At 69.5% G+C, this 22354-nt stretch carries 18 protein-coding genes; 10 read left to right on the top strand and 8 right to left on the bottom strand.

Annotated elements, in window-relative coordinates:
- Positions 1 to 81 precede the first annotated feature (81 nt).
- Positions 82 to 510, bottom strand: a complete 429-nt coding sequence (locus GIY23_RS22095) for a hypothetical protein (RefSeq protein WP_154078406.1) — start codon at positions 508 to 510, stop codon at positions 82 to 84.
- Between the two features lie 263 nt (positions 511 to 773).
- Here GIY23_RS22095 and GIY23_RS22100 point away from each other — a divergent pair, with 263 nt between their 5' ends.
- The 7 genes from GIY23_RS22100 (at position 774) to GIY23_RS22130 (ending at position 9927) form a co-directional block, all read left to right on the top strand.
- Complete coding sequence (locus tag GIY23_RS22100) at positions 774 to 2318, top strand: dynamin family protein (protein WP_228717449.1); 1545 nt, start codon at positions 774 to 776, stop codon at positions 2316 to 2318.
- The gene (grpE, locus tag GIY23_RS22105; RefSeq protein ID WP_407646797.1) at positions 2315 to 2767 is read left to right on the top strand and encodes a nucleotide exchange factor GrpE; all 453 of its coding nucleotides are present in this window, start codon (positions 2315 to 2317) and stop codon (positions 2765 to 2767) included. Before GIY23_RS22100 ends, grpE begins: the two co-directional genes overlap by 4 nt.
- Entirely contained in the window at positions 2764 to 4668 is a 1905-nt protein-coding gene (locus GIY23_RS22110; RefSeq protein WP_154078407.1) for a dynamin family protein, read from the top strand. The genes grpE and GIY23_RS22110 overlap by 4 nt, the downstream gene beginning before the upstream one ends.
- A gap of 111 nt (positions 4669 to 4779) precedes the next feature.
- Positions 4780 to 5502 (top strand): DUF6802 family protein, encoded by a 723-nt coding sequence (locus tag GIY23_RS22115; RefSeq protein ID WP_154078408.1) that lies wholly within the window; start codon positions 4780 to 4782, stop codon positions 5500 to 5502.
- 420 nt (positions 5503 to 5922) lie between these two features.
- On the top strand, positions 5923 to 7743 hold the full coding sequence (locus tag GIY23_RS22120; protein WP_154078409.1) for a phosphoenolpyruvate carboxykinase (GTP): 1821 nt from the start codon (positions 5923 to 5925) through the stop codon (positions 7741 to 7743).
- Between the two features lie 294 nt (positions 7744 to 8037).
- Positions 8038 to 9234, top strand: a complete 1197-nt coding sequence (locus GIY23_RS22125; protein ID WP_154078410.1) for an ROK family transcriptional regulator — start codon at positions 8038 to 8040, stop codon at positions 9232 to 9234.
- Positions 9235 to 9300: 66 nt separating this feature from the next.
- Positions 9301 to 9927 carry a maleylpyruvate isomerase family mycothiol-dependent enzyme gene (locus GIY23_RS22130; RefSeq protein ID WP_323847463.1) on the top strand — a complete coding sequence of 209 codons (627 nt, stop codon included), beginning with the start codon at positions 9301 to 9303 and terminating at the stop codon, positions 9925 to 9927.
- On the opposite strand, the gene GIY23_RS22135 is transcribed toward GIY23_RS22130, so the two are convergent.
- The 5 genes from GIY23_RS22135 to GIY23_RS22155 all read right to left on the bottom strand — a co-directional run bounded on the left by GIY23_RS22135 (position 9928) and on the right by GIY23_RS22155 (position 16843).
- Complete coding sequence (locus tag GIY23_RS22135) at positions 9928 to 12204, bottom strand: oxidoreductase (RefSeq protein ID WP_154078412.1); 2277 nt, start codon at positions 12202 to 12204, stop codon at positions 9928 to 9930.
- Positions 12205 to 12625: 421 nt separating this feature from the next.
- Positions 12626 to 13390 carry an amino acid ABC transporter ATP-binding protein gene (locus GIY23_RS22140; protein WP_154078413.1) on the bottom strand — a complete coding sequence of 255 codons (765 nt, stop codon included), beginning with the start codon at positions 13388 to 13390 and terminating at the stop codon, positions 12626 to 12628.
- Entirely contained in the window at positions 13387 to 14190 is an 804-nt protein-coding gene (locus GIY23_RS22145; RefSeq protein ID WP_154079060.1) for an amino acid ABC transporter permease, read from the bottom strand. Before GIY23_RS22145 ends, GIY23_RS22140 begins: the two co-directional genes overlap by 4 nt.
- A 95-nt stretch (positions 14191 to 14285) precedes the next feature.
- Positions 14286 to 15089 (bottom strand): basic amino acid ABC transporter substrate-binding protein, encoded by an 804-nt coding sequence (locus tag GIY23_RS22150; RefSeq protein ID WP_154078414.1) that lies wholly within the window; start codon positions 15087 to 15089, stop codon positions 14286 to 14288.
- A 332-nt stretch (positions 15090 to 15421) separates the two neighbouring features.
- Positions 15422 to 16843, bottom strand: a complete 1422-nt coding sequence (locus GIY23_RS22155) for a M20/M25/M40 family metallo-hydrolase (RefSeq protein WP_154078415.1) — start codon at positions 16841 to 16843, stop codon at positions 15422 to 15424.
- Between the two features lie 439 nt (positions 16844 to 17282).
- Between GIY23_RS22155 and pdhA the strand changes: the two genes are divergently transcribed.
- From pdhA to GIY23_RS22170, 3 genes are read left to right on the top strand one after another with little or no spacing between them, the layout of a single operon-like run.
- The gene (gene pdhA, locus GIY23_RS22160) at positions 17283 to 18494 is read left to right on the top strand and encodes a pyruvate dehydrogenase (acetyl-transferring) E1 component subunit alpha (RefSeq protein WP_154078416.1); all 1212 of its coding nucleotides are present in this window, start codon (positions 17283 to 17285) and stop codon (positions 18492 to 18494) included.
- Positions 18494 to 19513 carry an alpha-ketoacid dehydrogenase subunit beta gene (locus tag GIY23_RS22165; protein WP_154078417.1) on the top strand — a complete coding sequence of 340 codons (1020 nt, stop codon included), beginning with the start codon at positions 18494 to 18496 and terminating at the stop codon, positions 19511 to 19513. Before pdhA ends, GIY23_RS22165 begins: the two co-directional genes overlap by 1 nt.
- 11 nt (positions 19514 to 19524) lie before the next feature.
- The gene (locus GIY23_RS22170; RefSeq protein ID WP_154078418.1) at positions 19525 to 20937 is read left to right on the top strand and encodes a dihydrolipoamide acetyltransferase family protein; all 1413 of its coding nucleotides are present in this window, start codon (positions 19525 to 19527) and stop codon (positions 20935 to 20937) included.
- A 342-nt stretch (positions 20938 to 21279) separates the two neighbouring features.
- Here GIY23_RS22170 and GIY23_RS22175 read toward each other — a convergent pair whose 3' ends face one another.
- Together GIY23_RS22175 and GIY23_RS22180 are read right to left on the bottom strand one after the other, a co-directional pair.
- Positions 21280 to 21750 carry a pyridoxamine 5'-phosphate oxidase family protein gene (locus GIY23_RS22175; RefSeq protein ID WP_154078419.1) on the bottom strand — a complete coding sequence of 157 codons (471 nt, stop codon included), beginning with the start codon at positions 21748 to 21750 and terminating at the stop codon, positions 21280 to 21282.
- Positions 21751 to 21914: 164 nt separating this feature from the next.
- Positions 21915 to 22307: a hypothetical protein gene (locus GIY23_RS22180; protein ID WP_154078420.1), complete on the bottom strand. Its 393-nt coding sequence runs from the start codon at positions 22305 to 22307 to the stop codon at positions 21915 to 21917.
- Positions 22308 to 22354: the final 47 nt, after the last annotated feature.

Raw genomic sequence — 22354 nt, forward strand, 5'->3', positions numbered from 1 at the left:
AAGAAACCGATCCCGCAGCGAGGAGGGCGCTGATGTTCCGCCACCCGACCACCCACTCGGACCAACCCGCACACCCTGACGTCAGGTACCGCGCTCGACGATGTCGTCGGTCTCCTCGTGCCCATTCATCCGAGCCTCGTTGCGCGCGACCAGCTCTTCCTGCATGCGTTGCTGGCGCTGACGGTTCCGGATGCGCACCAGCACCCAGATCGTCACTCCGTGTGCCACGGCCAGGATCAGCAGCATCACCCCGGTTCGGGCGACCACCGTCTCCAGTGCGGTGTCCCTGGTGAGGTCGATCGTCGAGATCAACGCCAGGATGCCCAGGACCGAGAAATGAAACAGGACGGTGACCAGTCGGTTCACCGAATCGGCGACATCCTTGTCCGGATAGACCTCTTCGAGGTAAGTCCGGCCGGACCGTTGGATCAGCCGGCCGTCGATGAACACGAGCGCCACGCCGACGATCAGGAACGTGATGTACGAGCCCATACCCGGTTCCATCGCCACACACGTCCTTCCGCGGCACCGCGACGGGCCGCACGCTCGGGGGCGGGCACTGTCCTCACGTCCCATCGTTACCCAGCGCAGTGGATCAGTAAACTCTCCGGTAGAGCGAACTTCGTCCACCCGCGGTGATCAACGCGGTTCACTCGGTCACCTGAGCGGGCACACGCGGTGCGGACCGTCCACTCCGGCGCGTCGCCGTGACAGGATGTGGTCCCCGGCGGCTCGGCCGCCGCAGCCCAGGTCTTGAGGTGAAGGATCGGCCGTTGGACACCGGAGCGCACCAGCACTGGCCCGGACCGCTCTCGGCGGCCGTCGCCCAGCTGTGCACCGGATTGCAGCCGCAGGTCTGCGAGGGGACGGCCGAGGGGTTCCGCGAGGTCCTGCGCCGATTGGGTGCGCCGTTGCAGGTCGCCGTGGCCGGGCGGCTCAAGTCCGGCAAGTCGACGCTGGTGAACGCGCTGATCGGGCGCCGGGTCGCGCCGACCGGCGTCGGCGAGTGCACCCGCCTGGTGACCCGCTTCCAATACGGCACGGTCGACCGGGTCGAGGTGATCCACCGCGACGGCAGCGCCCGGGTCGTCGCTTTCGACGCCGACGGCGCGATCCCGGCCGAGCTCGGTGTGCCGATCGAGGAGATCTCGCACCTCGAGGCCTATCTGACGAACGCGGTGCTCGCCGACCTCACCGTCGTCGACACTCCCGGCCTCGGCTCGCTGGACGCCGCGTCGGTGGCGCGCACCGAACGGGTACTCGGCACCCGTGCCGCCGACGCGGACCCGGCCGAACTCGATCCGGTCTCACGAAGTGCCGTCGCCGGAGCGGAGGCCGTGCTCTACGTCGTCACCCAAGGCGTGCGCGCCGACGACCACCAGGCGCTGACGTCGTTCACCACGGCGACCGCGAGTCGCGAGGCCGGGCCGGTGAACGCGATCGCCGTGCTCAACAAGGCGGACACGGTCGAACCCGGCTCCGTCGAGGATTCCGGCGGGGACGTGTGGAAGGCGGCCTCCGTCCTGGCGGGCAGACAGTTCGAGGTGCTCACCCCCCGCGTCGCCGACGTGCTGCCGGTGGTCGGACTGCTCGCCGAGACCTCCGAGAGCGGCCGGTTCACCTCCGCCGACGCCGACGCCCTGCGCACACTCGCCGCACTCGACGACACCGACCGCGAGACCATGCTCATGTCCTCGGATCTGTTCACCGCGTGGGACTGCGAGCTGCCCGTGAGCACCCGGGCCGGCCTGTTGGAACGCCTCGACCTGCACGGCATCCGGTGTGCGCTCGACGCCATCGCCGCCGACCCGGACGTCGCCACGGGTGTCCTTCGCCGGAAACTGCTGGACTCGTCCGGGCTCCGCCACGTGCGCGAGAGGCTCGACGGCGTGTTCCGCGCACGGGCGGACGGGATCAAAGCCGCCGCCGGACTCGCCTCGGTCACGGCCCTCGCGCACGCTTCCGATGAACCGGGCGAGCGGCAGCGGGTGCACGACGCGATCGAGGTGCTGCTGGCGCGCCCGGAAGCCCACCAACTGCGGCTACTGGAGGCGTTGACGCTGATCACCTCGGGTGCGGTCCAGCTGCCGTCCGACCTGGCCGACGAAGTGCTGCGGGTCGGCGGCAGCGCCGATGCGGCCGAGCAGCTCGGGCTCAGCGGCCGTCCGCACGCCCAGCTCGTCTCCTACGCGCTGGAGCGGGCGGGCTGGTGGCGGTCGTTCTCCTCGTTCGGCGCGACCCCGGCACAGAGCCGCATCGCCGACGTCGTGCACCGCGCGTACTTCTTGATCTGGCAGCAGCTGACCGGCAGGGCATGATCGTGGGCACGACTTCACCCGACCCGGGAACCGGGCTCGACTCCGGCACGTCCGAAGCGGCGACGGAGCCCGCGACGACGGACGGCTCCGGAAGCGAGTCGGATGCGGGAGCGGACATGACACCGGCCACCGGGACCGATGCGTTGAGCCTCGCGCTCTCCGAACGGTCCGCGCTCATCGAACTGTGCCTCTATGCCCTCGATCGGGCGAAAAGTCCCGGCGTGGTGGAACGCCTCGCCGAGGGCTTCGACCACGTCGGCGTCGTGTCGCTGCGCCCCGACGGCGAGCGGTTCGACCCCGCGCTACACGAAGCCGCAGGCACCGTGCCCACCGATGATCCGGAGCTCGACGGGCTCATCGCCGCGACCGAGACGCTCGGTTTCGTCGACCGCGATCGCCTGCTGCGCCCGCCGGTCGTTCTCGTCCACCAGCTGCGAGCCGCGCCATGACCACGGCCCGCGAGGTTCCCGCCGCAGGGACGCCGTTGCCCGCGCTGGTCAAACAGACCCGCGACTCGTTGCTCGGGCTGGTGCGCGAAGCCGACCCGGCGCGCGCCGACCGGGTCGAACAGGTGCGGCTGGACCGCCCCCGGCGGCCGGGTGTGGTGGTGGTCGGTGAAACCAACCGCGGCAAGAGCTCGCTGGTCAACGCGCTGCTCGACCGACCAGGACTGTCCCCTGTGGACGCAGATGTGGCGACGGCGACGTACCTGGTGTTCGAGCACGCCGAACAGTGGGCGGGCCACGCCTGCTACCCGGGCGCACAGGAACGGGTGCCGCTCGACCTCACCGAGCTGAGGAACTGGGTCTGCCCGTCGGCTCCGCTGCCGGAAGGCAGGCTCCCACCGCGCCACGTGCAGGTCGACGCACCGCTGCCCGCGCTGGAGCAGCTCACGCTGGTGGACACGCCCGGCGTCGGCGGACTGGACTCCCTGCACGGCGAACTCGCGCTGGAAGCCGCGTCCTCGGCGACGGCACTGCTGTTCGTCGTGGACGCCTCCGCCCCGTTCAGCCGTGGCGAACTCGATTTCCTGCACCGCGTCGGAGACAAGGTGGAGACGGTGGTCTTCGCCCTCACCAAGACCGATCAGCACCGAGGCTGGCGCGAGGTGCTCGAAGCCGACCGGGCGCTGCTCGCCGAGCACGCCCCGCGCTTCGCCGACGTGCCGATCCACCCGGTGTCCGCGCTGCTGCACGAACGGGCGGGCAGAGCGGAAGCAACGAGCAGGGCGGAAAGAACGGGCTCGGCAGAACGGTCGCCGGGCGAGCGGGCGGCAGAACTACTGCGGGAGCAGTCCGGCGTCACCGAACTGCGCTCGGCGCTCGACCAGCTCGTCGGCGGACGAGCGGCGATGCTCGGCGAAGCGAACCTGATGCGCGCCCTGTCCACCGTGCTCGGCGAGCTCGCCGCCGAACTCGACCAGCAGCAGCGGGCGCTGAGCGTCGGCGAAGCCGAGGCCGAAACGCTACGGGCACGCCGCGACGAACTCGCCACCGCGCGGCGCTCCTCCACCCGAGGCTGGCAGGTGCGTCTACGGGGGGAGGTGCAGCGCACCCGAGTCGAGGCAGGGCACGACGTCACCCGGCAGATGCGGGAAGTGCAGAACTGGTTCCGGCGCGCGATCGACACGGCCGACCGCGCCCAGCTCGCCGCACTGCCCGCGCACGTCGACGCGGCGCTGCAACTCGTCTCGTCCCGGGTGGCGGACGCGCTCTCCGAGCGGCTGCGGCGGGTCGCCGAGACAGCGCTGGCGGAACTGTTCTCCGCGGAAGAACTCGACGTGATCCGAGGCCAGATCGCCCGCGGCGCACAGAACCCGGTGGCGCTGCGACCGCCGGACAAGCGACCGCCCACCGCCGAGGACAAGTTGCTCGTGTTCATGGGTGTCTCCGGCGGGCTCGGCGTGGGGCGCGCGGCCGCGATGCCGCTGGCAGGGCTCGGAGTCGCGGCGCTGAACCCCGTCGTGCTGCCGGTGACGATCGTGCTCGGACTCGGCGCGGGCTGGTGGATGGCCCGCACCCGCAAGCACGTCGCCGACAAACAGCACCTCAAGCAGTGGCTCACCGAGGCGATCGCCGACGCCCGCTCCACCCTCGACCAGCTCGTCTCCGAGCAACTCATCGACGCCGAACAACAGCTCGCGCTGGCCATGGACGAGGCGTTGAGCAGACGGATCGAGGCGATCGAGACGGAGCTGCGGGGCGTCGACAAGGCGCTGAAGATGGGGGCCGCCGAGCGCACCAAGGAGCTGCAGACGGTGAACCGGCGGCTCGGCGAGGCGAAAGCGGGGCGGGAGCAGGCCGAGCAGCTTCTCGCCCGCATCCGCAGCCTCCGCGACCGCGCACCCTGACCCGCCCCGTGCCGGCGAGGCCCTGGTTCGCGGGAACCGTCGGGCTCTAGGCTGCGTCGCAGGCAGTGGCAGGCTCCGAGCGGGCCGAGAACCCGGGTGAGGGGACCGAGCGTGTACATCGAGGAGACCGGCGCCGGGGACGGGGACATCAAGGTCACCGTCGAGGGCGAGGAGTACGCCGCCGAGGCCAACTACGACCTCGACGGCGACTGTGTCGACGAGACGATCGCGGTGATGACCGACGACGGATTCGTCGCCTACGTGGACGAGGACGCCGACGGCGCCGCCGACCTCATGCGGACCGTCGACGGCTCCGGCGCCGTGGTCGGCCAGGCCCGATTCGACGACGGCAGCGGCGACTGGGTCGCCGAGGAGCCGGGCCAGCAGCCACCGGCTCCCGACCCGCGCCCCGACGACCCGTCCGCCCCGATGGTCGTGGACACCCCGGAGGGCCAACGGGAGGTCGGACCGGCGACCGAGGACACCGACGGCGACGGCGTCGCCGATACCGCCGTGGTCGACGGGGAGAACGGCACGATGCTGATGACCGACCGCGACGGCGACGGCTCAGCGGATCAGGTGGTGCAGCTCGGCCACACCGGCGAGGTCACGGTCTCCGAACACACCGGTCCCGGCCGGTGGACGGTCGTGGAGGAAGGTCACCTCGGCCCGGACGGCGCCTTCGTACCGAACCCGGCGACCGGAGCCACCGGCACCGACGACGCGACCTGGACGTTCGACGAGGAACCGGCCACGCCGATCGTCGCGCCAGGCCTGGGCCATGCTTCCGCCTCACCGGCGACCGATGCCGACGCGGACTCGCTCTGGGGCTGAGCCGGAGGCGTGAGCCTTTGTGGTGGCTATAACCACCGAAAAGGCTCACGCATGCCCGGGGGCGCACCCGCACGGCACACGCCCGGTCCATCGAAGCGCCACACGGCCGACGCGTGGCCGTCACCTTTCGTTCGCGCCCTGGTCCACTTCGTCGGAAATCATGCGGTGCGGAACGCGCGACACAGAGTGAACTTTTGTCCGGACCACCGTGTCGAATGTCTTCTGTATCGATTCCCTTATCGTTCTTGTGAGGGAGCCGACAACTCCGATCTCCTTGTGTGGAGCATGTCGCCGTTAACCTCGATGCATCCCTTGTGACTCGCCCGGCTCCGTCGGGCGAGCGAAGCATTCTCTGACGACGAAGCCGTCGGGCGAACCAGCGGTGAGATGTGGCGCCCACTGTGAAGGAGACACGACGCGATGACCGCAGTGACCATCCCCGGTCTCGATCAGGCACCGACCACGCATCAGCGCCTGCTGTCGTGGGTACGTGAGGTCGCCGAGCTCACCACCCCGGACCGGGTGGTGTGGTGCGACGGTTCCCAGGAGGAATGGAGCCGGCTGACCGACCACCTGGTCGAAGCGGGCACCTTCACACGGCTCGACGAGAACAAGCGGCCCAACTCGTTCTACGCCGCCTCCGACCCCTCCGACGTGGCACGCGTCGAGGACCGGACCTTCATCTGCTCCCGCGAGAAGAAGGACGCCGGGGTCACCAACAACTGGGCGAACCCGGACGAGATGAAGGCGACCATGACGGAGCTCTACCGGGGCTGCATGCGTGGTCGCACGATGTTCGTCATCCCGTTCTGCATGGGCCCGCTCGACCTCGACCCGCCGCGCCTGGGCGTCGAGATCACCGACAGCGAGTACGTCGTCGTCTCGATGCACATCATGACCCGCGTCGGTTCCGAGGTGCTCGAGCGCTTCGGCGACGACGCCGAGTTCGTCCCCGCCCTGCACTCCGTGGGCGCTCCCCTGGAGCCGGGCCAGCAGGACGTGCCGTGGCCGTGCAACGACACGAAGTACATCACCCACTTCCCCGAGGAGCGGATGATCTGGAGCTTCGGCTCCGGCTACGGCGGCAACGCGCTGCTCGGCAAGAAGTGCTACTCGCTGCGGATCGCCTCGGCGATGGCCCACGACGAGGGCTGGCTCGCCGAGCACATGCTGATCCTCAAGCTGATCTCGCCGGAGAACAAGACCTACTACGTCGCGGCCGCGTTCCCGTCGTCGTGCGGCAAGACCAACCTCGCGATGCTGCAGCCGACCATCCCCGGCTGGAAGGTCGAGACGCTCGGCGACGACATCGCCTGGATGCGCTTCGGCGAGGACGGCAGGCTGTACGCGGTCAACCCGGAGGCGGGCTTCTTCGGCGTCGCACCCGGCACCGACTGGAACACCAACCCGAACGCCCTGCGCACGTTGGAGAAGGGCAACTCCATCTACACCAACGTCGCGCTCACCGACGACGGCGACGTCTGGTGGGAGGGCCTCGGTGAGCCGCCGGCGCACCTGACCGACTGGAAGGGCCGCGACTGGACGCCGGACTCCGAGGAGAAGGCCGCGCACCCGAACTCGCGGTACTGCACGCCGATGGCGCAGTGCCCGACGCTGGCACCCGAGTGGGACGACCCGAACGGCGTGCCGATCTCGGCGATCCTGTTCGGTGGCCGTCGCAAGACCACGGTGCCGCTGATCAACGAGGCGTTCGACTGGCAGCACGGCGTGTTCATGGGCGCCACCATGTCGTCGGAGACCACCGCCGCCGCCGCGGGCGCGGTCGGCCAGGTCCGCCGTGACCCGATGGCCATGCTGCCGTTCCTCGGCTACAACGTCGGCGACTACTTCAAGCACTGGGCGAACCTCGGCAAGGACGCCGACTCCTCGAAGCTGCCGCGGATCTACTACGTGAACTGGTTCCGCCGCGACGAGTCGGGCAAGAAGATCGTGTGGCCCGGCTTCGGGGAGAACTCGCGCGTGCTCAAGTGGATCATCGACCGCATCGAGGGCAACGCGGAGGCGACCGAGACCCCGATCGGCCGCGTGCCCGGCGCAGCGCAGATCGACCTGTCCGGGCTGGACACTCCGCGCGAGGACGTCGACACGGCGCTGCAGGTCGACGCCGAGGAGTGGAAGGCCGAGATCCCGCTGATCGAGGAGTACTTCGCGAGCATCGGCGACGACCTCCCGTCGGAGATGCGCGCCGAGCTGGAGAACCTCAAGCAGCGCCTCGGCTGAAGCACCGAACGCTCACGGAACCGGGTGGGTCCTGCACACGCAGGGCCCACCCGTTTTCTTGTGGGGCGAACGGCACTCTCGCCCCGTCACGTGGGGCGAAAGTGCCGTTCGCCTCGTGTGGTGGGGGCGATGCTGCGAGCGGTCGATCACGCGTAGTCTTGAGACCCCGATCACAGCGCAGCCGTCGCCAGGGGATCCGGCAGCACGGCGCGGTGACCCGGACGACAGGACGGCCAGGCGCGGTGACCTCTCCGCACCGGCTCGACAGGCGACGTGGCGGCAGGGACGGCGACCATGCGGCGAGACTCCTGGCAAGGCACGAACCTGCCCAAGGTCAGCGGCTACAACCGCGCCGTCGTCCTCGACGCGATCCGCGGGCACGACGGAATCAGCCGGGTCGAGCTCGCCGACCGGACCGGTCTCACCGCCCAAACCATGTCGAACATCGTCCGCGGCCTGATCGGCGACGGCCTCGTCACCGAGGACGGCCACGCGCCGTCGACCGGGGGCAAGCGGCGATCCCGGCTCCGGCTCGTCGCCGACTCCCAGCACGCGGTCGGCCTGCACCTCGACCACGAACGTCTCACCGGCGTACTGCTCGACCTCTCCGGCTCCCCGCTGCGGCGCAGCGAGCGAGCGATCCCGCCGGACAGTTCCTCGAGCACGGTGATCCGTGCCCTGAACCGGATGTTCACCCAGCTCGTCCGCAGCTCCGGTACCGACCGGCTGCTCGGCGTGGGACTCGCCGTGCCGTCCGCGCTCGACAGCTCGCGGCGCGGCCTCGCGTACGGCTCGTGGGCCGGGGTACCCCTCGCCGATCTCGTGCAGGACCGGCTCGGTGTCCCGGTCGTCATGGACGGCGACGGCATCGCGGCGGCCGTCGGGGAACACTGGTCAGGAGGCGAACACCGCACCGGCTCGTTCCTCTACGTCCACCTCGGCTCCCGGGTCGGCATCGGTCTCGTGCTCGACGACCAGGTGCACCGCGGCACCAGCGGCAACGCAGGCGAGATCGCCCACGTCCCGGGCGCGGGCGGACGCGAGTGCGTGTGCGGCAGGCGCGGTTGCCTCGACGCGTACTGCTCGATGAGCGCCGTCGTCGCCGACTGGCGCGCGAGCGCCAACGGCACCGGCCCGGCCAGTGCCGAAACCGTGCACGCCGAGTACGACCAGCTACGCCGCGCCGCCTCGGACGGTGACGCGCTCGCCGTCAAGACACTCCGGCAGGCCGCGAGCCGCCTCGGTCAAGCACTCGCGCCGGTCGTCGGGGTGCTCGACCTCGATCGAGTCGTGCTCGGCGGGCCCGCGCTGCGCCACGTCGACGAACACATCCGTCCCCGGGTCGCGAAAGCCCTCGACGCGTACCGGAGCTCGCCCGGCGGGTGCCGGGTCGAGTCCGGGCTGGTCGGCGACGACGCCGGGGCCGTCGGGGCCGCCGCGCTCGTGCTCGACCAGGCCCACGCACCCCGTCTGGCACCCCTGCCCGGTTGAGAGAGCATCCAAATGCACTCTGAGATCGCGAGGCGCGGTGTCGGTCTCCCGCGCGATACTCACGCCGTGACAGCGGACACGATGGCCTTGGCCGCTCAGGAACGAGCGGAGTTGGCCGACTTCCTCGCCGGACTGACCCCGCAGCAGTGGCGGACACCCAGCCTGTGCACCGGCTGGACCGTCCACGACGTCGTCGCGCACGTCGTCAGCTACGAGGAGCACGGCCGGGGCGAGGTGTTCCGGCGGCTGGTGCGGGCGCGGTTGCGGCCCGGTCAACTCAACGACGTCGGCAAGGCCGAGTACGCCACCCTCGAGTCCGCCGAACTCGTGGAGTTCCTGCGTGCACACCTGCGACCGCGCGGCATGACCGCCAGCCTCGGCGGTGGCGTCGGACTGGTCGACGCACTCATCCACCACCAGGACATTCGCCGTCCGCTCGGGATGCCCCGCACGATCCCGTCCGAGCGACTGCTGCCCGCACTGCGCATCGCGATCACCGCCCCGCCGCTGCGCGGATTCTGGAACGCACGCGGAGTGCGTCTCGTGGCCACCGACCTCGAGTGGACACGCGGCTCCGGTCCCGAAGCGCACGGCGAAGCCGAGGCGCTGCTCATGGCACTGGCCGGACGCGCCGGCGTCGCCCGCGAGCTCACCGGCCCCGGAGCCTCGACCCTGGTCCGTCGCCTGGGTTGATCAGTGCTCGCGGCGCAACGAGCGGCTGATCCCGGCCGCGACCGTCGTCGCCAGGATCCAGCCCGCCGCGATCAGCCCGACGGTGATCCACTGCGAGTAGCCGGTGACCCGCCACATCACGTCGTGGCCTAGGTTGATGATCGGCACCAGCTGATCCACGGTGTACAACAACGGGCTCCACACCGGGTTGTCCTCCGCGTTCACCGGCTCCAGCGGCGGTCCCAGCGCGAACCACGTGGTGCCCAGCGCCGCGAACAGCACCAGCCACACCAGCGCGCGCATCGGCCGGTAGCCGTAACTGACCGTGGCTCGTTGCAGCAGGCTCCACAGCCACACCGCCGGACGCAGCATCGGTCGCGAGGACTGGGCGATCGCCTGGTAGCGGCGACGCTGCTTCTCGATGAGCACCGTGACCGCGTGCTCCTCGTTCCCGTTGTCCCGGAACACGGCCGCGAGCTGATCGTACGGACCCGGCTGGTAGGAACCCTTCGACGTCGAGTGCAGCCACCGCAGACGCTCCCGGACGCGCCCGTGATCCGTGGCCTCGACCGGCGTGGCGAGGTTGTCGTAGGCGAAGTCCTCCACGTCGACTCCGCGCGTCGCCGCCCACAGGTCGGCGTTGTCCGCGACCAGCTCGCACTGCGCCTGCCGCAGCACGACCCGCCCCACCGGCGGGCTCGACGGCAACAGCGTCAGCTCCTGCGTCACCAGGCCGAACCCGTTGATCGCGTTGGACGCGCTGCCTTCACCCAGCAGGCACCCGTGGAAGTTCGTCTGCCGCTCGACCACCGCCCGGCGCAGCTGCACTTCTCCGTCGGCGCAGAACGGACGAATCCCCTCCGCGCACACCAGGTCTCGCCCGATCGACGCTGCACGCAGGTCCAATGAGGACTTGTAGGTCTCGCGGTGCTGGTGCCACGCGGGTTTGCCGAGGAACGTCGCCCGCAGGTCGACGTTGGCTCCGATCCGGGCGCCCTGCAGGTGCAACGTCCCGGACACGTCGGACTCGCGACACTCCAGATTGCTGCCGACGATCATCCGGTTGGCCTGGAAGACGTCGGTGCGGGGGCCGTCCAGCACCGCGCGGTTGAGCTGCAGCCCCCCGTGCACGTTCAGGTCGATCATGCGGACCTGGCCGCGGAAGACGACTTTGCTCGCGTCCAGATTGCCCATGATCTCGGAGCCGTCCAGGTGGATGGCCCGCAGCGGACGCTGCACCGCGTCGCTGCGGTTCCGCGCCCACCCCAGGTCGACCCGAGCGCCCGAGAACCGCAGGTTGCCGCCGATCTTGGTGCTCACCATGCGCACCGTGCCGCCGCTGTGGAAGTTCTCGTCCAGCTGCACGTCCCCGCGAATCTCCCCGCGGTCGGCGACGAGTGTGCTCAACGGGTCGTCCTGGCTGGACTCGCCGCGCACCGGTCGGCTCGTCCCTGGTTCGAGCACCGCGTCCCGCAGCCGCAGATCACCTTCCAGGTGCAGGCTGGCCAGCGAGAGCCGCCCGGCCGACGAGAACGGGGCGCCGGTGTCCGGGTCGGTGCTCGCACGAATCGAGCCGCCGACCTGAATACCGGTCGCATTCAGCGCGTTCCTGCCGCGGTTGCGCAGCGTGGCGCCGCAGAAGTTCAGGTTGCCTGCGATCTTCGCGCCGGGAATGCGCACCTCACCCGCCGCGTACAGGCGCATCGCCAGCAGCGCCCCTGCCACGACGAGCCGATCGGCGTGCATCGCCCGCCTTCCCGCACGCTCCAGACGCGTGTCGAGCATTTCCAGCGAGCCGCCGATGTTCGCGTCGGTCAGGTTCACCAACCCGGCATGACTGGTGCAGCTCAACAGCATCGCGTCGTTGGCGGTGCGCAGGTTGCGGGCACGCAACCCGGGGAAGCGGCAGTGCCGGAGCACGAGTCCCGCGAGATTCGCCTGCCGCAGGTCCGGCGTCTGTTCGAAGCGGCACCGCACGAACTCCAGCAGATACGGCAGGTCCGCGGCGCGCAGATTCAGACTGCCGGTGATGACCGCGTCGTGCACCCGCACCACCGGCGGCTGCGCGCTGCGCCGCCAGAACAGGCGCCACCCCGCCTCGTCCGGAGGTTCGACGAGGCGCCGGGTCAGGTACTCGCCGCGGATCTCCTGTTCCCGGCTGTGCGAGGTGCCGTGCACATTGAGCCGGGAGAGTGGTTGGTCGAACTTGGACCGCATCCGTCCCTGACCGAGACTCTCGTCGAGCCGCTGCTCCGCGGCCGTCGGCGCACTACTGCTCTCCCAGGGAATGCTCGGCACCACGACTCCATCACTCGCCCCAGCGGGTCCCGCTCGCCCGGACGGTCGCGGACGAGCTGTGCCGGAAACAGTAGTGCAACACCCCGACGGGAAACACCGACGAGCGAGGGATCGTCGCGATATTCCCCGCCACGCAGGGAGATCACGTCCCGCTCCGTCCGCTGTGGACGCACTTCGGTTGCTCGGCAACCGGGTGACGCTTCGAGCCAGTAGTCGGGCGGATCTGTAGTCAGGCACACTGCGCCGAGGGTTTCCGCCGCCTACGCAGACCGGCCACCCGCGGGTTCTCACCTCGCGGCTGGCGAGGACAGCGTCGACGCAATGTAGGGCGCTACCTGATGTCGACGATCCCGCAGCCAGCCGCGAGGTGAGGTTCCGCCACAGAACCACCAACGCAAATCAATCCGCGCACGCTCCATTACTAAGAGCCGGGGTCGCCTGCGGCGGTGGGGTTGAGCACGCGGGCCAGGAAGGCTCGGGTGCGCTCCTCCTTCGGCGCGCCGATCACGTCCGAGGGAGGGCCCTGCTCGACGATGCCGCCGCCGTCCATGAACAGCACCCGGTCGGCGACCTCACGAGCGAACTGCATCTCGTGGGTCACGACGAGCATCGTCATTCCCTCGTCGGCCAGCTGCCGCATCACCGCGAGCACGTCGCCGACCAACTCCGGGTCGAGCGCCGACGTCGGCTCGTCGAAGAGCATCACGTCCGGCTCCATCGACAGCGCCCGCGCGATCGCCACCCGCTGCTGCTGGCCGCCGGACAGCTGCGGCGGCATCGCGGACTCCTTCTCCGCGAGACCGACGCGGTCCAGGTTCGCCCTGGCGACCTTCTCCGCGTCGGCCTTGCTGCGCTTGACGACCTTGCGCTGCGCGATGGTGAGGTTGTCCAGCACGGACAGGTGACTGAAGAGGTTGAACCCCTGGAAGACCATGCCGATGTGGCGCCGGGCGGCGTCGATGTCGCTGTCCGGATCGGTCAGGTCGATTCCGTCGACGACGACCGTGCCCGCCGACGGATCCTCCAGCAGGTTCACGCACCGCAGCAGCGTCGACTTGCCCGAACCCGACGGCCCGATGACGCACACGACCTCCCCGCGCCGGACCGTGAGGTCGATGTCGCGCAACACCTCCAGCGCGCCGAACGACTTGCCCAGCCGCGAGATCTCGATGACGTTCTCGGTCATGCTCCGCCTCCCTGGCCGCCGGGAACCGCGCCGCCGAAGCGCCGTTCCAGCCGCTGCTGCAACACCGACAGCGGAATGGTGATGATCAGATAGCACAGGCCGACGACGAGCACCGGCGTCATGCTCTTGAAGTCGGTCAACGCCTGCCTGCCGAACTGCGCGAGTTCCTGCTGGTCAAGGGTGCTGCCCAGCAGGAATGCCAGCGAGGAGTCCTTGGTGAGCAGGATGAGTTCGTTGGTCAGCGGCGGCAGGATGATGCGGAACGCCTGTGGGATCACGACGGTGATCATGGTGCGGGTCGGAGACATGCCCAACGAGCGCGCTGCTTCGATCTGGCCCTTCGGCACCGCTTTGATGCCCGCGCGGATCGTCTCGGCCATGTAGGCCGAACCGACCAGTCCCAGCGCGATCATGATGGACACGTTGCGGTCAAGGACCACCTCGAACGCGGTGGGGACACCAATCCCGACCGCGAGGAACACCAGCAGCGCGGGCAGACCGCGGAAGAACTCGATGTAAGCGCCGGAGATCCACCGGTACGGCCCCACCGAGGACAACCGCATCAACGCCAGCACCAGGGCCAGGCCCAGGCCGAGCGCGAAGCCGAGCGCGGTGTAGAGGGCCGTGTTCAGCAACGCGACGGTGATCACGTCGGGGAACTGGGCCGCGGCGACCTCGAGGTTGAAGAACCCGTCGATGATCGCCGGCCAGTCGGCGACCAGTGCCAGCAACAGCACGACCACCAGGAGCACGGCGTACTGAATCCCGCGGGTCACCCGGGCCTTCTGCCGTTTGCTCATCCCGCTCGTGGCGGGTTCGACATCCACTGCCATCACACACTCCTGCACAAGACACGGGGCCGGCGCGACTCGCGCGCCGGCCCCGCATCAGCTCGTCAGTTCTCGTCCGGCAACTTGTCGAACCACTTCTGGTAGAGCTTGTCGTACTCGCCGCTTTCCTTGAGCTTCTGCAAGGACTGGTTGATGAACTCGCGCATCTGCGTGTTGCCGGTGCGCACCCCGATCCCGTACTGCTCGCCGGTGTCGAACTCGGTCGAGACCTCGAGCTCCGGATTCCGCTTGACGTAGTCGTAGAGCACGCCGTTGTCGTTGATGACCGCGTCGATCTGCTGGGTCTTCAGTGCTTCCAGCAGCAGCCCGAGGTCCTCGAAACCGACGAGCTCCACCCCGGCGGGCTTCGCGTTCGCCTCGGCGTACTCGGCGCCGGTGGTGGCGTTCTGGATGCCGAGCCGTTTGCCGCGCAGCTGCTCGAAGCCGGCGATCCCCGACCCCTTCGGCACCAGCAGCGCCTGGGTCGCGTCGAAGTACGGGTCGGAGAAGTCGAAGTTCTCCTCCCGGACCTCGTTGATCGTCATCCCGGCCGCGGCCATGTCGCACTTGCCTGCGTTGAGGTCCTGTCCGGACTGGATCGTCTCGAACGGGGTGTCGATGATCTGCTGCTCGACGCCCAGGTCGCGCGCGATCGCCTTGCCGAGATCGACGTCGAACCCGACGATCTCGCGCCCGTCGCGGAACTGGAACGGCTCGTAGGGAAGGTGCGTGCAGGTCGTCAGTGTTCCCTCGTTGACGATGGGAACGCCCTGCGCCTCTCCGCCGCCACCGCCGCAGCCAGCGACGGCGGTCGCCAGGGCGAGGGCGGGGATCAGGGCAACCGCTCGTGTAGTTGTCCGACGCGCCACGATGTCACTCCTCGTAGGTGAGAACGAGATTCTGGGAATCGTGCCACTCCGTCGTCGGGTTTCCCAGCGGAAAAGGTTGCGAAGGAATCAAGTTTCCGCCCCCGCCCGCTCACGGGCACCCCGGCGACGTCCTCGCCACAAGAAGTGACCACACAGATCGAGGCCGAAGGAAGATCGCCTGCCGAACGCCCGACCGCCGAAAAAAGCTCCGCCACACCCCGGCAGCGAACACCCCGCGAGCAGAACCGCTCACCCCGACCACCCCTGTGGACAACTCACCACCCCTGTGGACAGCCGGGTGGCAAATTCGCGCGAATTTGCCACCCGGGGGGTCAGCGGTGGGCGTGGGCGTTGAGGACGTAGGCGATGGCTGTGGTGACCTTCGCGGCGTAGTCGAGGTCGAGCGACTCGTCCGGCACGTGCGCGTTGCTGCCCGGCCCGAGCGCCCCCGTGACGACGAACTGCGCGTCCGGGTAGGCGTCGTGCAGCAACCCCATCAGCGGAATCGAGCCGCCCATGCCGAGCGTGCGCCAGGACTCGCCGAACACGTCGTCGCTGGCGTCGTCCAACGCCCGGCCGAGCCACGGGGCCGTGTCCGGTGCGTTCCACCCGGCAGCGGCGTCCTTCTGCGGCCCGAAGGTCACCGTCGCGCCGTAGGGAACGTCGGTCGACAACGCCCGCCGGATCGCCTCCGAGGCCGCGGCGGGGTCGGCGGTCGGCGGCAGCCGCAGGCTCAGCGACAGCGTCGTCGACGGACGGAGGACGTTCCCGGCGTTCTCCGGCTCCGGAAGTCCTGCCGCGCCGATCACCGACAGGGTCGGCCGCCACATGTTGTTCAGCGCGAGTTCGAGCTCGTCGTCGCTGACGGGGCGCATCCCGTCCGGCAGTTCCACCATGTCGCGCACCAGACCCGGCACGGACTTCACCGCCGCACGAAGCTCGTCGACGCGGTTCTGCGGAATGTCCACCGTGAAATCCGGCAACCGGATCTCGCCGGTCGCGGAGTCCTCGACCCGGTCCAGCAGCGTCCGCAGCACGCGGAACGAGCTGGGCACGATCCCGCTGGCCATGCCGGAGTGCTGGCCGCTGTCGAGCACCGAGACCGTGACGTTGACCTGGACCTGCCCCCGCAGCGAGGTCGTCAGCCACAGGCGTTCGTAGTCGCCGCCACCCGCGTCCAGGCACACCACCAGCGACACCGACCCGAGGCGGTCGGCCAGGTGTTCCAGGTAGGCGGCCATGTCGGGACTCCCGGACTCCTCCCCGGTCTCGAGCATCAGCACGCAGCGCCGGTGCGCGCCGCCGTTCGCGCGCACCGCCTCGATCGCGGCGATCGCCGCGTAGCCGGAGTAACCGTCGTCGACCGAGCCACGCCCGTACAGGCGGCCGTTCCGCACCACCGGCGTCCATGGGCCGAGTCCCTCCGACCAGCCGTCCAGCGGGGGTTGCTTGTCGAGGTGTCCGTAGAGCAGCACGGTGTCGTCCGCCGCACCGCCGTCGGAGGCCGGAACGTCCACGAGCAGCAGCGGAGTCCGGCCCGGCAGACGCACCACCTCGAGCTCGACGCCCTCGAGGCCGCGCCCCGCGATCCACGCACGCACGTGCTCGATCGCCGCGTCGAGCCGACCGTGTTCGACCCACTCCGCGTCGTAGGCGGGCGACACGGCGGGAACCTCCACCAAGGTCGACAGGCTCGGGAGGATGTCCGAAGTCCAGGTTTCGGAGACGGTCCGGTTCGCGGCGGCGTGATCCATGCGTTCGATCCTATGTTCCGCCCGCCACCTGCACGGACCGTGTCCGGAAGTGGTCACGCCCGCTCGTGCGGGGCGAATCTCGCCGCAGCGTGGCGGTGACGAGAGTGTGAACGAACGGCAACAGTCGACCGGAATCGGTTCCGCGACCGTCCGAAGATCATCCATCGGATGTCCATCCCTTTGACGACCTGCGGTTTTGGCTGATCGGAACGCACATTACGGTCGTGTCGAGAAGGCGTTGGAGCAGCGTTATCGCCGAAGGTTGCTTGTGTCGGGCCTCACCGATTCGCGTCTCCTCGTGTCACGATGACGGGGAGCGATCCGCACGCCTCGACCCCGGCAACCGGCCGAGACCACCCTTTCTCGACCGGGCCGTGGGCGAGGCTGCCGGTCCGCGCCGCCACAAGCGGCCGTGCCGGTTCCAGACGAGGAGATCCACATGTCGCCCGAACACTGGTCGCCACCCAGCCGACCGGACAGCGGCCAACCCGCCGCCGCCACAGCACAGCCCTCGAAGGACCAGGTCATCGCCGGTCTCAGGGCCACCAGCGAAGGAGGGGCGGACCTCGTCCAGCTCCTCACCCCGGAAGGCGAGCGAATCTCGCATCCGGACTTCGACCTGGACATCACCAGCGAGGAACTCCGCGGCCTGTACCGCGACATGGTGCTCGTGCGCCGCGCCGACCGCGAGGGCAACGCCCTGCAGCGCCAGGGCCAGCTCGGCATCTGGGTTCCGCTGCTCGGCCAGGAAGCCGCCCAGATCGGAGCGGGCCGCGCGTTGCGTCCCCAGGACATGGCGTTCCCGAGCTACCGGGAGCACGGCATCGCCTGGTGCCGGGGCATCGACCCCACCGGCGTGCTCGGCATCTTCCGCGGTACCGACCACGGCTCCTGGGATCCCCGCGAGACCGGCTTCCACCTGTACACGATCGTCATCGGCAACCAGTGCCTCAACGCCACCGGCTACGCGATGGGCCAGCGTTTCGAGGGCAAGGTCGGCGACGACAGCGGCGAAGCCACCATGGCGTTCTTCGGTGACGGCGCCACCAGCCAGGGCGACGTGCACGAGGCGATGGTGTGGTCGGCCGTCTACGACGCGCCGGTCGTGTTCTTCTGCCAGAACAACCAGTGGGCGATCTCCGAACCGCTGGAACGCCAGACCAGGGTGCCGATCTACCAGCGGGCCGGCGGCTACGGCTTCCCCGGCATCCGCGTCGACGGCAACGACGTACTCGCCAGCCTGGCCGTGTCCCGCTGGGCGCTGGACGAGGCCCGCCACGGCAACGGCCCCGTCCTCGTGGAGGCGTTCACCTACCGGATGGACGCGCACACCACCTCGGACGACCCCACGCGGTACCGCCTCAACGACGAGATGGAGGCGTGGAAGCTCAAGGACCCGATCGAGCGGCTGCGGGTGCACATGGTGCGCGAGCAGATCGCCGACCAGGACTTCTTCGACGCGATCGACACCGAGGCCGACGAGCTGGCCGCCCGGTTCCGCCAGTTCTGTTTCGACATGCCCGAGCCGCCACCGGAACGGATGTTCTCGCAGGTCTACGCCGAGGGCAGTCCCACGATCGACCGCCAGCGCGAGGAGTACCTGAGCTACCTCGACGGATTCGCCGACGCACACGAGGGGAGTGCTCACTGATGGCCGCACCCGCGATGGAACGCTCCAGCTCCGAAGCGTCGCCGACCCAGACGACCACGATCGCGAAGGGCCTGAACATGGGCCTGCGCGCGGCGATGGAAGCGGACCCGAAGGTCCTCGTGATGGGCGAGGACGTCGGCAAACTCGGTGGCGTCTTCCGCGTCACCGACGGGCTGCAGAAGGACTTCGGCGAGCACCGGGTGCTGGACACGCCGCTGGCCGAGTCCGGGATCATCGGCACCGCCGTGGGGCTCGCGATCCGCGGCTTCCGCCCGGTGTGCGAGATCCAGTTCGACGGGTTCATCTTCCCCGGCTTCGATCAGATCGTCTCCCAGCTCGCGAAGCTGCATTTCCGCAGCCAGGGCAAGCTGGCGATGCCGATCGTGATCAGGGTTCCGTTCGGCGGCGGTATCGGTGCCGTCGAGCACCACTCGGAATCGCCGGAGTCGCTGTTCGCGCACGTCGCCGGACTCAAGGTCGTGTCCTGCTCGAACCCGGCCGACGCCTACTGGATGCTGCAGCAGGCCATCCAGTGCGACGACCCGGTGCTGTTCTTCGAACCGAAGCGGCGCTACTGGGAGAAGGGCGAGCTGGACCCGAACGCCGAACCGGCGCCGCTGTTCGACTCCCGCGTGCTCAAACCGGGCACCAGCGCCACGGTCGCCTCCTACGGGCCGATGGTGCGCACCTGCCTGGACGCGGCGAAGGCCGCCGGTGAGGACGGCAACGACCTCGAGGTGATCGACCTGCGTGCGTTGTCGCCGCTGAACCTCGACGCGGTGTACGAGTCGGTGCGCCGCACCGGACGGCTGGTCCTGGTCAGTGAGGCCCCCTCGGAGTCCTCGGTGACCTCGGAGATCGCCACCCGGGTCCAGCAGGACTGCTTCTACTCGCTCGAGGCCCCGGTGCTGCGCGTGACCGGCTTCGACACCCCGTATCCGCCGAGCAAGTTGGAGGAGGGCTTCCTGCCCGATCTCGACCGGGTGCTCGACGCCGTCGACCGTGTTCTGGCCTTCTGAGGGAGTCGTTGATGCCGCAGTTCAAGCAGTTTCCGCTCCCCGACGTCGGCGAGGGCCTGACGGAGGCGGAGATCCTGGACTGGAAGGTCCAACCGGGCGACACGGTCACGGTCAACCAGATCATCGTCGAGATCGAGACGGCGAAGGCGGCGGTGGAACTGCCGTGTCCCTTCGCGGGAGTGGTCAGCGAACTGCTCGCCGACGTCGGCCAGACCATCGAGGTCGGCGCGCCGTTCGTGACGCTGGACCTCGATCCGGACGGGGCCGGAGGCGCCCCGGCCGAGCAGGCACCCGAGTCCGCCGAAGCAGGCTCGGGCAGCGGCAAGATCGGCGAGGAGGGCGCCGACGGGCGCATCGCCACGCTGGTCGGCTACGGCCCCCGCACGACCGGCGCGAAGCGGCGGCCGCGGAAGGGGGCCACACCGGCGAACGCGAGTGCTGCCACGGCCCAGCAGGCCGTGCAGGGGGCGATGCAGCCGGAACCGGTCACGCCGCCGGCCCCGCCCGCCGAGCCTCCGCCCGCTCCCGCGTCGACCACGAACGGAGCCGATGCCGGTGGCCACGTGCCGCTGGCGAAACCACCCGTGCGCAAGCTCGCGAAGGACCTCGGGGTCGACCTGCGATCGTTGGCCGGGTCCGGCACGGGCGGGATCATCACCCGCGACGACGTGCAGACCGCCGCCAACGGGGCGTCGAGCGCTCCGGCCGCGACGGTCGACGGGAGCGCGCGGGAACATCGGGTGCCGATCAAGGGCGTCCGCAAGGCGACCGCGCAGGCGATGGTGGACAGCGCGTTCACCGCGCCGCACGTCACGGAGTTCCTCACGGTCGACGTGACGCCGATGATGGAGCTGCGGGAGCGACTCAAGACGCACCCCGAGTTCCGCAGCGTCAAGGTCACGCCGTTGGCGTTCGCCGCGAAGGCCGTGTGCATGGCGGCGCGCCGCACCCCGGACGTCAACGCCACCTGGGACGAGCAGGCGGGCGAGATCGTCTTCAAGGACTACGTGCACCTGGGCATCGCGGCGGCCACGCCGCGCGGCCTCATCGTGCCGAAGGTCCGCGACGCCGATCAGATGTCGCTGAAGGAGCTCGCCGGGTCGTTGGAAGGCCTGGTCACGACGGCGCGGGACGGTAAGACCGCGCCCGCCGACATGGCGAACGGGACGATCACCATCACCAACGTCGGCGTGTTCGGCGTGGACACCGGGACTCCGATCCTCAACCCGGGGGAGTCGGCGATCCTCGCGTTCGGCGCGATCCGGGACATGCCGTGGGTCGTCGACGGTGAGGTCGTGCCCCGCAAGGTCTGCCAGCTCGCGTTGAGTTTCGACCACCGGGTGGTGGACGGTCAGCAGGGTTCGCAGTTCCTCGCGGACGTGGGCGCACTGCTCGCCGACCCGAGCATGGCCATCACGTACTGAAGCACCCGAGCCGCACGAACGGCGGTCCCACCCACCCGGGAGGGACCGCCGTTCGTGTGTCCGAGATGGAGCGAACGGCACTTTCGCCTCACGAGACGAGGCGAAAGTGCCGTTCGCCCGGTGCTCAGGCGCATTTGGGAACGGGCTTTTGTGCCCGTAGGGCACGGTCATGCGTGATCAGCCTCGACAGGGTGAGGAGCTCCGTCGTTCGGAGTTCGTGCCTCGCAAGGCAGGGGTTCTCGCCGCGTACGCGTGGTACTCAAGAGGACCCCACCCAACGCCGCGAGGGGCGAACTGGGGCGGCGGTACCGGACCACCCACCCAGGTTCCAAAAACGCCTTCTCAGGCGCGGGTGAAGACGGTGACACCGGAGCCGGGGCGCCAGCGGGAGATGACCAGATGCGTCTCGTCGTCGGACACGCGGGTGAGCACGGCTTCGGCGAGGTCGAGGCGGAAGAAGTGCGAGTCCTCGGAGACCTCCGCGGTCCCGGTGAGCGAGCGCAGCTCCGCGACATCGACGATCTCGACCGCGCGACCGGAGAGCTTCGCGTCCCCGCCGCTCATCGACTCGTCGCCCGGGTTGGCGTGCAACGCGAACCGCGCATCCCGCTGCAGATCGCGCGCTTTCCGCGCCCCCGGCATCGAACCGATCGTCAATTCCGGCCCGCGCCAGCTCACCTCACTCCCGCTGACTCGCGGTGAGCCGTCGCGTCGCACTGTCGCCAACACGTGATGCTTCGCCGCACGCAGCCGCACGGCGATCGCGTCGGCCAACGCTGGTGACTCCTCGTGGAACTGGCCCCAGGTGGTCATGAGGGTCAGTCTCACACCGAGCACCGACAACTCCCCCGGACCGGATGGAGCGAACGGCACTTTCGCCTCGTCTGACGAGGTGAAAGTGCCGTTCGCCTCACGAATTCCGGGTCGCCTCGGAGGCCGGTCGGGGGTGCGAGGTCCGAGGCACCGAGGTGGTGGGCTCAGGGCTCCTTGCGGCGACGGCCACCGGAGGACTGGGAACCGCTCGATGGGGTGGCCGAGGACGGGGTGGCTGGGGTTTCTGCAGGCGAGGACCCTGATGCCGGGGTTTCCGTAGCCGAGGACTCGGTAGCCGAGGACTGGGTGTCGTCGGCAGACTCCTCGGCGGACGTGCTCTGCGCCGCCTTGGCGCCCGGGCCCTTCGCCGCCTTCGAAGCCTTGGAGCGGGACTTCGGCTTCGACGCGGCGGCTTCTGTCGAGGCCGCCTCCACGTCGGTGGGGAAGTCGAACTCGTGCCAGTCGAAGTCGTGGATGGTGATCTCCGGCAGCTCTCCGAGTTCCTCGTTGAGCTGTCCGAAGATGGGGGTACCTGGATCAGACGTGGTCTTGCTCACCGCTTCGCCCTCCCTTTCACTTTCGAAGCCGTGCTCGGCGCGCCCCG

It is taken from the genome of Allosaccharopolyspora coralli, assembly GCF_009664835.1.
Taxonomy (GTDB): domain Bacteria; phylum Actinomycetota; class Actinomycetes; order Mycobacteriales; family Pseudonocardiaceae; genus Allosaccharopolyspora; species Allosaccharopolyspora coralli.

Coding starts and splice junctions, on each gene's coding strand:
- grpE (WP_407646797.1), top strand. CDS start 2,315: ATGATCGTGGGCACGACTTCACCCGACCCGGGAACCGGGCTCGACTCC.
- GIY23_RS22110 (WP_154078407.1), top strand. CDS start 2,764: ATGACCACGGCCCGCGAGGTTCCCGCCGCAGGGACGCCGTTGCCCGCG.
- GIY23_RS22120 (WP_154078409.1), top strand. CDS start 5,923: ATGACCGCAGTGACCATCCCCGGTCTCGATCAGGCACCGACCACGCAT.
- GIY23_RS22125 (WP_154078410.1), top strand. CDS start 8,038: ATGCGGCGAGACTCCTGGCAAGGCACGAACCTGCCCAAGGTCAGCGGC.
- GIY23_RS22140 (WP_154078413.1), bottom strand. CDS start 13,390: ATGACCGAGAACGTCATCGAGATCTCGCGGCTGGGCAAGTCGTTCGGC.
- GIY23_RS22145 (WP_154079060.1), bottom strand. CDS start 14,190: ATGAGCAAACGGCAGAAGGCCCGGGTGACCCGCGGGATTCAGTACGCC.
- GIY23_RS22155 (WP_154078415.1), bottom strand. CDS start 16,843: ATGGATCACGCCGCCGCGAACCGGACCGTCTCCGAAACCTGGACTTCG.
- pdhA (WP_154078416.1), top strand. CDS start 17,283: ATGTCGCCCGAACACTGGTCGCCACCCAGCCGACCGGACAGCGGCCAA.
- GIY23_RS22165 (WP_154078417.1), top strand. CDS start 18,494: ATGGCCGCACCCGCGATGGAACGCTCCAGCTCCGAAGCGTCGCCGACC.
- GIY23_RS22170 (WP_154078418.1), top strand. CDS start 19,525: ATGCCGCAGTTCAAGCAGTTTCCGCTCCCCGACGTCGGCGAGGGCCTG.
- GIY23_RS22175 (WP_154078419.1), bottom strand. CDS start 21,750: ATGACCACCTGGGGCCAGTTCCACGAGGAGTCACCAGCGTTGGCCGAC.